Raw genomic sequence first — 10,442 nt, forward strand, 5'->3', positions numbered from 1 at the left:
GATGCCGGACGCCGTCATTGACCGGGGGGGCAAGGGTGGCGCCCTGGTGGCCACCATGCCGGCGTCCAGCCTGTTCGCCGTCACCACGGCCGAGGGCGGCGGCACCGTCGTCACCGTGCTGCCGGGGCGCGAGGGGGTTTGGCACCAGATGGCCGACGCCGTCCGCCCGGACGAGGAAACGGGCCTGACGATCGAGCTGGAGTTCCTGACCGGCGATGGCGGCAACCCCGGTGCCAGCCTGCCGGTGTTCCAGGCCGGCGCCATGGCCCGCACCCTGGCCGCCGCCGGTGTGCCGGCCGGCGCCATGACCGTGGGGGTGGAGAAGGGGGCGGCCGACACGGCGCGCTTCCTGTTCCGCGCCCGTCTGCCGCGCGCCGCCGCGGCCGCGCGGGTGGGGGAGGGCCAGCCGTGAGCGGACCCGAGGCCCTGCCACCGCCTGTTCCGGGCTTCCTGCCGCCGCTGGCGCCCAGGGCGGAGGCGCCCAAACGCATCTGGCTGATCTCCTTCACCGATTTCGTCTGCCTGATGCTGTCCTTCTTCGTCATGCTCTATGGCATGACCGCGCCGGACGCGCGGCGCGATCGGGTGTTGCAGGCCATTTTCGGCGGCTCCCCGACTGAGCAGCACGGCAATGGCAACCTGGACCGGACCAAGGCCACGGACCTGGGCTATCTGGGCCGGGTGATGGAAAGCCAGCTGGCCAGCGACCCGGCCCTGGCCGCCATCCGCGTCACCCTGTCCGGCGATCGCCTGGTGGCCGCCCTGCCGGAGGAGATGCTGTTCGCCCCCGGTTCCACCACCTTGTCCTCCGCCGGTTCGGCCGTGCTGTTCGCCCTGGGCGGGGTGGTCAGCAACATCGCCAACGCGGTGGAGGTGGTGGGCCATACCGACCCCAGCCCCATCGCCAACGCGGTCTACCCGTCCAACTGGGAGCTGTCGCTGGCGCGGGGCCGCACCATCGCCCTGGCGCTGGCCCGGGCCGGCTATGCCGAGGCCATCACCGTGCGGGGCCAGGCGGCCGAGCCCGTGGCGCCCGGCGCCGGGACTGATGTGGAACAGGCTCGCCTGCAGCGCCGCGTCGACATTGTCATCCGTGATTACGCCGCCCGGGACGGCAAGGGCCCGTCATGACCGTTGTCGCCCCGATTTCCCGTTCCGTGCTGGTCCTGCTGATGGGCGCTGCCCTGGCGCTGGCGGCCGCCCCCGTCCGCGCGCAGGATCAGGCCACGGCCGCCCAGCCGGCGGCATCAGTACCGGCGCCGGCCGCCCCCACCATCGCCGTGCGCGCGGGCGAGCATCCTGGACGCAGCCGCCTGGTGTTCGACTGGACGGGGCCGGTCAAGGCGACGCTGGACCGGGACGGCGGCAAGCTGCTGATCCATTTCGACCGGCCGGGCAAAGCCGATCTGGCCGCCGCCCGCAAGGCGGGCTCCCCCCGCATCGCGCGGGTGGAGGAGGTGGCGACCGGCCCCGGGCTGACCGTGGCCCTGACCATTCCCGCCACCGCGACGGTGGAACAGTCCCGGTCCGGCGACAAGGTTGTCATCGACGTGGGCGACGGCAAGCCGGGCGCCCCGCCAGCCCCGGCCAGCACAACCACGTCCGCCCCGGCGCCGGTGGCGGAAAAGCCCCCGCCCGCGCCGGTCGCGAAGGCCGCCGCTCCGGCCGCCAACGGCGCCACGCCGTCGGTGACGGCACCGCCGGCCGATCCCCGTGCGACCAAGGAAGGCCAGCCGCTGTATCTGATCCAGCAGCAACAGCAGGCAGCCGCGGCCAAGGCGGCACAGGCCGCCCCTGCGAAGCCTCCCGAGACCAAGACCCCAGAGACCAGAAACCCCGAACCCAGGATGGCGGAGGTCAAACCCGCCAACGGCGTGCCCGCCACCGCCCATCCACCGGCGGGGGCGGCGGAAGGTGCGCCCGCCGCGCCGGAGGGGGCCACCCCGGTGGATGGCGCCCCGCCAGCCCCGCCCAGCCTGGCGTTTGATCCCGGCCAGCCGTCGGCGGTGGCGGTGTACGCGCGGGCCGGCTGGCTGTACGTGCTGTTTGATCGCGCCGTACCCGCCACCACGGCGCCCAGCGTCCCGGCCGATCAGCCGGGGGTGCTGGGGCAGGTGGAACCGGTGACCTTCCCGGGCGGCGGGGGCTTCCGCCTGCCGGCGCCGACGGTGCTGGAGCCCCACGTGACCAGCGAAGGGGCGACCGGCTACCGCATAACCTTCGATCATGGCGACACCCCCGATCACGCGGCGCCGCCGGCCGCCGCCGAGCATGGCGAAGGAAAGCCCGTGGAGGGGAATCGGACCGAGGCGAAGGCGGCCCCGGCCAATGCCGCGCCGCCGCAGGCCGTGCCGGTGGTGACCGATCCCGATTTCGCGCTCGGACCCCGCCTGGTGGTGAAGACGCCCAAGCCGGTCAAGGTGTTCACCTTCACCGACCCGGTCGTGGGCGACACGCTGAAGGTGGTGCCCATGAGCCCGGCGCCGCAGCTGACCCCGGCGCCCCTGCGCTATGCCGAGGCGCAGTTCCTGCCCACGGCCCAGGGGGTGGTCATCCGCCCGATCGACGAACGCCTGCTGGTGCAGCCGGCCAAGGAAGGGGTGGAGCTGACCGTGCCCGGCGGCCTGCGCCTATCACCCGCCTCCGACGTCGCGGCGACCACGCCGCCCGCGCCGGTGGCGGAGCCGGAGCGCTTCTTCGATTTCCAGCGCTGGGCCAAGGTGGACCCTAATGGCTTCATCGCGGGGCGTGAGCGCCTGATGAACGAGGTGGTGAAGGCCCCGACCGACGACCGGCCCAAGCTGCGCCTGGACGTGGCGCGTTTTTACGCCGGCAACGGTTTCGGGCAGGAGGCGCTGGGCCTGCTGGAGATGGCGCGCAAGGACCAGCCGGACCTGGAGAAGCGGGCGGAGTTCGCCGCCGTGCGCGGCACGGCCCGCATCCTGACCGGCGACGCCAAGGGCGGGCTGGACGATCTGGCCGCCCCCGCGCTGCAGAACGAGCCCGATGTGAATCTGTGGCGCGCCTACGCCGCCCACACCACCGGCGATGACGACACCGCCTATCGCCTGTTCCAGGGCCGAAAGGACCTGCTGCGCACCTATCCGGAGCCGTTCAACACCCGCTTCAGCCTGGCCGCGGCGGAGGCGGCGCTGGCCAAGGGGGACGTGGACACGGCCAACACCCTGCTGGACCGGCTGGTGAAGCGGGGCGCCAACCGGGGACCGGCTGAAACCGCCATCAATTACCTGCGCGGCGAGGCGGCCCGCCTGGCTGGTGAGCATGACAAGGCGATCGAGGCCTATCGCGCCGCGACCGAGGGGACGGACCGCCTGTACCGCACCAAGGCGCGCATGGCCCTGGTGGATGAGGAGCTGGCCGCCGGCAAGCTGACGCCCGCCAAGGCGGCGGAGCAGATGGAGAAGATGCGCTTCGCCTGGACGGGCGACGATCTGGAACTGCACATCCTGCGCAAGCTGGCCGACCTGCACATCAAGGCCGGGAACTTCCCGCAGGCCTTCGACACCATGAAGCGCGCCATCACGCTGTTCCCCAACAGCCCCGAGGCGCCGCTGATCACCAAGCAGATGACCGACACCTTCACCGGCCTGTTCGTGCGCAACGGCGCCGACAAGATGCCGCCGCTGGAGGCGTTGTCACTCTATGAGCAGTACAAGGAGCTGACGCCGCCGGGGCCCGACGGTGACACCGTCATCCGCGTGCTGGCGGAGCGGCTGGTGGACGTGGACCTGCTGGACCGCGCGGCCGAACTGCTGGACCGCCAGGTGCAATACCGTCTACAGGGGGAGCAGAAGGCCCAGGTGGGCACGCGTGAGGCCGCCATCCGCCTGCTGAACAACCAGCCGGACAAGGCGCTGGCGGCGCTGGACCAGTCGGAGGTGGCGGGCATCCCCGACGCCATGGCGTCCGAGCGTCGCCTGCTGCGCGCCCGCGCCCTGTCGCGCACCGACAAGGGGCCGGAGGCCGTGGCCCTGCTGAAGCAGGACAACTCCCGTCCCGCCAACCTGATGCGCATCGACATCGCCTGGCACGCCAAGCAGTGGCCGCTGGCGGCCCAGGCCCTGGCCGACGTCATCGGCCCGCCGCCGGCCGCCGGGCAGCCGATCGATGCCACCGTTTCCCGCCTGGTGGTGAACCGGGCGGTGGCCCTGTCGCTGGCCCAGGATATGGCCGGCCTGCAGAAGCTGCGCGCCGACTTCGGCCCGTCGATGGAGAAGGGGCCAGACGCCAACATGTTCCAGGTGATGACCCGGCCAACGGAGGCCAATGGCCTGCTGGACGCCGCGACCATCCAGGCCCAGGTCAAGGAGATCGACCTGTTCAAGAGCTTCCTGGACAGCTACCGCACCCGCCAGACCCAGGGTGCGGCCGTGCCTGGGGAAGCCCCGGCCACCACGGCACCGGCGGCGGACGCCGCGCCGGGCGGGGAGCCAGCCGCGTCCAGCGCGCCGTCCAGCCCCCCCGCCGCACCGCCGGCGCCGGCCACCGGGCAGCGGTGAACCCGGCTTACTGGCAGCTGAGCCCTGCCGCCATCTGGCCGTCAGGCGTCAGCGTCACCGTGCAGGCGCTGAGGGTGGCGGGCAGCTTGGTCGCCACCATGATGGTGGTGGCGTCGTAGGCGCAGGCCATCCACAGGTTCTGGGTTTGCGCCGGTGTGAACTTCCAGGTCAGCGCCGTCTTGGACTGGGAGGCCGGCGGCAGGGGCGGCTGTCCGCCCGGCTCGCCATTCCAGAACAGGATGGCGACCAGGGGCAGGGGGATGGCGGTGCCGTCCGGCGCCTTGGGCGGGTTGCCGTCGACATAGGCCTTGAATCCGTCTGGCACGTCCTTGACGGTCTGGCTGACCGGCAGGGCCTTTGGGCACTGCGGCCCGCTGCCAGCCGCCAGGGCCGGGCTGGCGATCAGGGTGGCCGCGATAAAGGCGCCCACGGTGCTCGGCACGATCTTTTTCATTTTCCTCATCGCCCTCTTGGGTTGGGACGGCGCCGTCAACGCGTGCGCCTTATCAATAACCTAGTAAATAGGAGGCGGGCGCCGGATGCACAGCGACAAACCGTCCTGCCGTCTGTTGCGCCCGAGGCCGCCCAGCGATTATCCTTTCCCAGTCGAAAAGGACCCGTGGACGGCAGCGGTAAGCCCGTCCCCCTCTTGCACGTGGCAAGGGGCTCCGTGTCGCTGGCCTGGATCGTTCCAGGGGGCGAACCCGCGACAAGCACCTGGCGCATCTCCCGCGCCGGTGGCCTGGTCGCGGCATGGGTCATTCCCCGCCATTCCAGCCACCGTCACGCGGGAGCCCGCGCCTCACCCAGAGGAAGGGACCCCTTATGCCCATCATCCGCGCCCATGGCGGCATCATTACCCAAATCAACGTCTTCACCGTGCCCGAGGGCGGCCAGCAGGCCCTTATCGACCTGCTGGCGGAGGCGGCGGATTACGCCAGCGACACGCCCGGCTGGTTGTCCGCCAGCGTGCACAGGAGCCGGGACGGCACCCGTGTGGTGAACTACGCGCAGAGCGACAGCCTGGAGGCGGCGCAGGCCGTGATCCACCGCCTGCGCGAGGCCGGCTATCTGGAGCGCAACCAGCGCCTGGGCCAGGCCCAGCCGGGGCTCTACGACGTGGTGTTCACGCTGGAACGGTAGGGGCGCCGGCGGGGCCGGTCCCCGGGGCCGGCCCTATGGCCCGAAGCTTTTCACCAGGCTGCCGACGATCAGGTACCAGCCGTCCACCAGCACGAAGAAGATGATCTTGAACGGCAGGGAGATCATGGCCGGGGGCAGCATCATCATGCCCATGGACTGCAGGACCGACGACACCACCATGTCGATGACCAGGAAGGGCACGAACACCAGGAAGCCGATCTCGAACGCGCGCTTGAGTTCGGAGATCATGAAGGCGGGGATGACCACCTGGATGGGCAGGTCCTTGGCGGCGGTGACCTTGTCGATCTTGGCGATGTCGGTGAACAGCTGCAGGTCGCGTTCCCGCGTGTGCTTCAGCATGAAGTCGTGGAAAGGCACGACGGCGGCCTTCAGGCCGGTCAGTTCGTCCACCTGCTCGTCGATCATGGGCTTTATGCCGGCGTCGTAGGACGCCTGGAAGGTGGGCGCCATGATGAAGAAGGTCAGGAACAGCGCCAGGCTCAGCATCACCTGGTTGGGCGGCACCTGTTGCGTGCCCATGGCGGACCGCAGGAAGCCGAGGACGATGATGATGCGCACGAAGCAGGTCATCATCACCAGGATGCTGGGCGCCACCGACAGGACGGTGATCAGAACCACCAGCTGGATGATGCGGTTGGTGGAACTGCCGCCCTGGGAGCCCAGGTCCAGGTTCAGGCTCTGGGCATAGGCGCCACCGGCCAGCAGACAGGCCGCCACCGTCAGCAGGACGGCCAGCAGGGGCACGCCCCAGCGGAACAGGCGCGACGGCGCGGGGCGGGAACCCCGGGAGGCAAGGGCGGTGGTGCTCATGACAGGGGCCCCGGCACGTCCACCGGCGGGGCGGCGGCCTCATTCAGAACGGTGTCGAAGGGACGCGGGCGGTTGCCGGCGCCGGGCAGGATGGGGCCTTCCACGTGCAGATCCTGGGCGCCGCCCAGCAGCAGCAGATGCTCCGCCCCGTCGCGCTTGATCAGCACCAGGCGGCGGCGCGGGTCCAGCGTCAGGACCTCCACCACGCCCAGGCGGCGGTCGGCCCGGCCTGGCAGGCGCAGCAGCGCGCCCCCGCCGAAGCGGCGGACCAGCCAGCCGGCAACCAGGATGAAGCCCAGAACCAGGCCCAGCATCAGGGCAGCATAGACGTAGTAAGCGGCGGAGGTGACCATGGGCTCAGCCGACGTCCGGATCTTCGGCGCGGCGATAGGCGGCGGCGGCGCGGCCGACCGTGGCCCGGCCCTGTGTCAACTCGTTCGCCTTCTTCACCACCGTCTCCAGCCGCTCCAGCGCCGCCAGCACCGCCTCCAGCCGCGGCAGGAAGGTGCGGGCCTCCGGCGGGGGCAATTGGACAACTGCATTGCATAATGCAGTGGCTTCGTCTTCCAGGCCGGCGAATTCCACCGCGTCGCCGGCCGCCACCAGGTTGGCCGTGCGATTCAGGATGGCCAGCAGGCCGTCCATGGCGTCGGCCAGGGCTTCCGCTTCGGGGGAGGGGGAGGGCGTGCTCATCTGACGGGCGGGGTTCCGGAAGCCGGTCCGGGGGACGGACCGTATGGGTTGGGGGGCTGGATCGTGCCATCCAGCGGGACGCCGCTGCTGAGGCGCCCGTTGGCACGGTAGACGTGGGCCAGGATTTCCGCCACCGCCGCCAGCGCCTCGATGGGGATTTCGCTGTCGATGTCGATGACCGACAGGATTTCCGCCAGGTCCGCGTCCTGCCGGACCTTGACGCCGTTGGCGAAGGCCAGTTCCAGGATCTGTTCCGCCACGGCACCCTGGCCGGTGGCGACGATGCGGGGCAGGCCCTCGGCCATGTGCTGCAAGGCCACGGCCACCTGGCGGCGGGGCTTGTTGCTGTCATCCGTGGGGGCCAAGGGCGGGGGCATCCTCATGGGTGGATTGAAAGGGCGGCGCCTGTGGCCCACATGGGGGCCATCGGCGTCCATGCACAGGTGGGGCCAGGGTATATCCCCCGGTCGCCAGACGCAAATGGCCCGGACGCGGCGGGGCGTCGATCTGGTTCCGCCCGGTTCCACCGTTGGAAAATGCATGGAATGGTGGCCGGTCGGCGTGGCGATGGTGGCCCGTTCACGGTCGCCGCGAAGGGTGCCGGCAAAAAATGCTGGAATCCCATTTGGTTTAGAGCGATTCTCCAAGCGATGGCTTGCAGATTGCATATATCCGACCTATGCCGGTAGAGGTGCCTGGGCTTGGGTGTTGGGGAATTCGGGATGATGCTCCCGGGGTTTGACCCTAATGGGTAGGTGAGTAGAGATCATGGACCTGAACAGGCTGGGTATCTTCAAGCTGATGTCGGACAAGATGGCCTGGGACAACCAGCGCCAGGAGGTCCTGGCGCAGAACGTCTCCAACTCCGACACGCCCAACTATCAGGCGCAGGATCTGGTGCCCTTCGATTTCAAGCATCAGCTGCGCGAGGCCGGGCACCTGCAGCTGGCGGCGACCGACCCCGCCCACCTGGCGGCCAGCAGCACGGGCGCCGGCGGCTATCGCTCGGCCAAGGATCGTACGGCCTATGAGACCTCCCCCACCGGCAACGGCGTGGTGATCGAGGACCAGATGACCAAGATCGGGCAGAACGCCATCGACTTCCAGGCCCTGACCAACCTCTACCGCAAGCAGATCGGCATGCTGAAGATGGCCTTGGGGCAAGGGATCGGGCAGCTGAGTTTTTGGTGCGGCTGAGTTTTTGGTTACGTCTTTTTGATGGTTCGCGGCTATCCCGGGCCGTCGTGGGGCCCCGGGTTCCAGGTTGAAAGGGAGGGTTTCTTCAGGGATTTGATGAATGCCCTGAACTTGTCCAACCCCCGGCATGAAGGCGCAGGGCACCCGTCTGCGCGTCATCGCCGAGAACCTGGCCAACACCGATAGCACCGCCGCCAGCCCGGGCGACTTGCCCTACCGCCGCAAGGTGGTGCTGTTCGCCAACACGCTGAACAAGGAACTGGGCATCAACACGGTCAACGTCAAAAAGGTCGACGTCGATCGCGGCGACTTCCAGCGCAAGTACGATCCCGGCCATCCCAGCGCCGACAGCGAAGGCTATGTGCTGATGCCCAACGTCAACGGCCTGGTGGAATCGATGGACATGCGCGAGGCGCAGCGGTCGTACGAGGCCAACCTGGGCGTCATCGACGCCACCCGCACCATGCTGTCCAAGACCATCGACCTGCTGCGCGCCTGATCGGCGTCCAGGCTTAGGAGTTCATGCCCAAGATGGCCATTCCCCTCACCAGCGCCGCCGCCGCCTACGCCAACGCCGCCCGCCAGGGCTCCGGCCCCGGCATGGCGGCCCCCACCAGCGGCCCCAGCTTCGGCGAGTTGATGAAGCAGGCGGCGGTGGACGCCGTCGACACCATGCACCAGGGCGAGCGCATGACGGCGGCCGGCGTGGTGGGCAAGGCCGATCTGACCGACGTGGTGAACGCCGTCAGCAACGCCGAAGTGACCCTGCAGGCCGTGACCGCCGTGCGTGACAAGGTGATCACCGCCTACCAGGAAATCATGCGCATGCCGATGTAAGAAGGTTTCTCCTTCGGAAACCTCCTGGCGCCGGCACGCGTTTTTGGGGCAAGCTGATCCCATGGGGCCGACCATGGGCGGTTTTGCCCCTTTTTCCGTCTATCGGCCGCCCCCCGAGGCCTGCTGGATCGCATGGCATGAACGAGCAGGAAATCATTGAGATCGTGCGCCAGTCGCTGCTGACGGTCATTATCGTCAGTGGCCCCATCATGGCCGTGTCCATGGTGGTGGGCTTGGCCATCTCGCTGTTCCAGGCGCTGACGCAGATCCAGGAACAGACCCTGACCTTCGTGCCCAAGATCATCGCCATGTTCGTGGCGCTGGTGTTCTTCGCACCCTTCATGATGAGCCACATGATCACCTTCACCGAGGGCATCATGGACAAGATCGTCGGGGTCGGCACGGGCAGCGAGTGATGTTGCAGACGTTCCTGGTCAGCCAGTTCTACACCTACCTCATGGTGTTCGTCCGGCTGGGGGCGGCCTTCCTCATCATGCCCACCATCGGTGAGACCTTCGTGTCCACCCGCATCCGCCTGCTGTTCGGCCTGCTCGCCGCGGTGGCGGTGACGCCGGCCATCGGCGGCAGCCTGCCGGCGGAACCGGCGCAGCCGGCCGACCTGGCCGTGCTGATCACCGGTGAGGCGTTGATCGGCATCTTCATCGGCACCATCGCCCGCACCATGATGGGGGCGCTGGAAACGGCGGGCAGCATCATCGCCAACAACGTGGGCCTCAGTTCCGCCCAGGCCTTCAACCCCGCCATGTCGCAGCAGACGACGGTGGTGAACTCCATCCTGGGCATCCTGGGCATCCTGCTGCTGTTCGCCACCGACATGCACCACATGCTGATCATGGCGGCGGTGCACAGCTACACCCTGTTTCCCCCCGGGGGGTCCATCCCGCTGGGCGATTTCACCGAGCATCTGACGCGGATCTTCTCGGAAAGCTTCGCCATCGGGCTGCAGATGTCCGCGCCCTTCGTCATCATCGGCCTGCTGTTCTTCTTAGGCATGGGGCTGGTGGCGCGCCTGGTGCCCTCGCTCCAGATCTTCTTCCTGACCCTGCCGCTGCAGATCAGCCTGGGCCTGCTGCTGCTGGGCGGCAGCCTGTCGGGGCTGATGGTCTACTGGTTGCGGGCCTTTCAGGGCCAGATGATGCCCTTCCTGTCATCATAGCGGGGAAGGGGCATGTCGGAAGACCAGGATCCAGATTCCAAACG

At 69.0% G+C, this 10,442-nt stretch carries 13 protein-coding genes and 1 pseudogene; 9 read left to right on the plus strand and 5 right to left on the minus strand.

The features are described from left to right. From I55_RS37450 to I55_RS30300, 3 genes and pseudogenes are all read left to right on the plus strand, one after another. Positions 1 to 412, plus strand: a pseudogene (locus tag I55_RS37450) (hypothetical protein); the annotation flags it as partial. Next, positions 409 to 1,131: a flagellar motor protein MotB gene (locus I55_RS30295; RefSeq protein WP_044564448.1), complete on the plus strand. Its 723-nt coding sequence runs from the start codon at positions 409 to 411 to the stop codon at positions 1,129 to 1,131. The pseudogene I55_RS37450 and the gene I55_RS30295, both read left to right, overlap by 4 nt. Continuing rightward, positions 1,128 to 4,520: a tetratricopeptide repeat protein gene (locus I55_RS30300; RefSeq protein ID WP_148294056.1), complete on the plus strand. Its 3,393-nt coding sequence runs from the start codon at positions 1,128 to 1,130 to the stop codon at positions 4,518 to 4,520. The genes I55_RS30295 and I55_RS30300 overlap by 4 nt, the downstream gene beginning before the upstream one ends. A gap of 7 nt (positions 4,521 to 4,527) precedes the next feature. On the opposite strand, the gene I55_RS30305 is transcribed toward I55_RS30300, so the two are convergent. Then, on the minus strand, positions 4,528 to 4,974 hold the full coding sequence (locus tag I55_RS30305; protein WP_044564449.1) for an STY0301 family protein: 447 nt from the start codon (positions 4,972 to 4,974) through the stop codon (positions 4,528 to 4,530). 371 nt (positions 4,975 to 5,345) lie between these two features. Between I55_RS30305 and I55_RS30310 the strand changes: the two genes are divergently transcribed. After that, positions 5,346 to 5,663, plus strand: coding sequence for an antibiotic biosynthesis monooxygenase (locus tag I55_RS30310; RefSeq protein WP_044564450.1), 318 nt, complete (start codon positions 5,346 to 5,348; stop codon positions 5,661 to 5,663). Between the two features lie 33 nt (positions 5,664 to 5,696). On the opposite strand, the gene fliP is transcribed toward I55_RS30310, so the two are convergent. From fliP to I55_RS30330, 4 genes are read right to left on the minus strand one after another with little or no spacing between them, the layout of a single operon-like run. Then, positions 5,697 to 6,494, minus strand: coding sequence for a flagellar type III secretion system pore protein FliP (gene fliP, locus I55_RS30315; RefSeq protein ID WP_044564451.1), 798 nt, complete (start codon positions 6,492 to 6,494; stop codon positions 5,697 to 5,699). After that, positions 6,491 to 6,847, minus strand: a complete 357-nt coding sequence (locus I55_RS30320; protein WP_044564452.1) for a flagellar biosynthetic protein FliO — start codon at positions 6,845 to 6,847, stop codon at positions 6,491 to 6,493. Before I55_RS30320 ends, fliP begins: the two co-directional genes overlap by 4 nt. A gap of 4 nt (positions 6,848 to 6,851) precedes the next feature. Further along, positions 6,852 to 7,187, minus strand: a complete 336-nt coding sequence (locus tag I55_RS30325; protein ID WP_044564453.1) for a hypothetical protein — start codon at positions 7,185 to 7,187, stop codon at positions 6,852 to 6,854. Continuing rightward, positions 7,184 to 7,552, minus strand: coding sequence for an EscU/YscU/HrcU family type III secretion system export apparatus switch protein (locus I55_RS30330; RefSeq protein ID WP_286364329.1), 369 nt, complete (start codon positions 7,550 to 7,552; stop codon positions 7,184 to 7,186). Before I55_RS30330 ends, I55_RS30325 begins: the two co-directional genes overlap by 4 nt. Before the next feature lie 403 nt (positions 7,553 to 7,955). On the opposite strand from I55_RS30330, the gene flgB reads away from it, so the two are divergent. The 5 genes from flgB (at position 7,956) to fliR (ending at position 10,398) form a co-directional block, all read left to right on the plus strand. Beyond that, the gene (gene flgB, locus I55_RS30335; RefSeq protein WP_049974654.1) at positions 7,956 to 8,384 is read left to right on the plus strand and encodes a flagellar basal body rod protein FlgB; all 429 of its coding nucleotides are present in this window, start codon (positions 7,956 to 7,958) and stop codon (positions 8,382 to 8,384) included. 127 nt (positions 8,385 to 8,511) lie between these two features. After that, the gene (gene flgC, locus I55_RS30340; RefSeq protein WP_044564455.1) at positions 8,512 to 8,883 is read left to right on the plus strand and encodes a flagellar basal body rod protein FlgC; all 372 of its coding nucleotides are present in this window, start codon (positions 8,512 to 8,514) and stop codon (positions 8,881 to 8,883) included. Positions 8,884 to 8,915: 32 nt separating this feature from the next. Further along, positions 8,916 to 9,221 carry a flagellar hook-basal body complex protein FliE gene (gene fliE, locus I55_RS30345; RefSeq protein ID WP_044564460.1) on the plus strand — a complete coding sequence of 102 codons (306 nt, stop codon included), beginning with the start codon at positions 8,916 to 8,918 and terminating at the stop codon, positions 9,219 to 9,221. Positions 9,222 to 9,358: 137 nt separating this feature from the next. Further along, positions 9,359 to 9,637 (plus strand): flagellar biosynthesis protein FliQ, encoded by a 279-nt coding sequence (gene fliQ, locus I55_RS30350; protein ID WP_044564456.1) that lies wholly within the window; start codon positions 9,359 to 9,361, stop codon positions 9,635 to 9,637. Then, positions 9,637 to 10,398, plus strand: a complete 762-nt coding sequence (gene fliR, locus I55_RS30355; protein WP_044564457.1) for a flagellar biosynthetic protein FliR — start codon at positions 9,637 to 9,639, stop codon at positions 10,396 to 10,398. The genes fliQ and fliR overlap by 1 nt, the downstream gene beginning before the upstream one ends. Positions 10,399 to 10,442 lie beyond the last annotated feature (44 nt).

The sequence above is a fragment of the Azospirillum sp. B4 genome (assembly GCF_000333275.1).
GTDB lineage: Bacteria > Pseudomonadota > Alphaproteobacteria > Azospirillales > Azospirillaceae > Nitrospirillum.

Excerpts from the sequence above, each read along its gene's own strand:
- I55_RS30300 (WP_148294056.1), top strand. The coding sequence starts at position 1,128 with ATGACCGTTGTCGCCCCGATTTCCCGTTCCGTGCTGGTCCTGCTGATG.
- I55_RS30305 (WP_044564449.1), bottom strand. The coding sequence starts at position 4,974 with ATGAAAAAGATCGTGCCGAGCACCGTGGGCGCCTTTATCGCGGCCACC.
- I55_RS30310 (WP_044564450.1), top strand. The coding sequence starts at position 5,346 with ATGCCCATCATCCGCGCCCATGGCGGCATCATTACCCAAATCAACGTC.
- fliP (WP_044564451.1), bottom strand. The coding sequence starts at position 6,494 with ATGAGCACCACCGCCCTTGCCTCCCGGGGTTCCCGCCCCGCGCCGTCG.
- I55_RS30320 (WP_044564452.1), bottom strand. The coding sequence starts at position 6,847 with ATGGTCACCTCCGCCGCTTACTACGTCTATGCTGCCCTGATGCTGGGC.
- I55_RS30325 (WP_044564453.1), bottom strand. The coding sequence starts at position 7,187 with ATGAGCACGCCCTCCCCCTCCCCCGAAGCGGAAGCCCTGGCCGACGCC.
- flgB (WP_049974654.1), top strand. The coding sequence starts at position 7,956 with ATGGACCTGAACAGGCTGGGTATCTTCAAGCTGATGTCGGACAAGATG.
- flgC (WP_044564455.1), top strand. The coding sequence starts at position 8,512 with ATGAAGGCGCAGGGCACCCGTCTGCGCGTCATCGCCGAGAACCTGGCC.
- fliE (WP_044564460.1), top strand. The coding sequence starts at position 8,916 with ATGGCCATTCCCCTCACCAGCGCCGCCGCCGCCTACGCCAACGCCGCC.
- fliQ (WP_044564456.1), top strand. The coding sequence starts at position 9,359 with ATGAACGAGCAGGAAATCATTGAGATCGTGCGCCAGTCGCTGCTGACG.
- fliR (WP_044564457.1), top strand. The coding sequence starts at position 9,637 with ATGTTGCAGACGTTCCTGGTCAGCCAGTTCTACACCTACCTCATGGTG.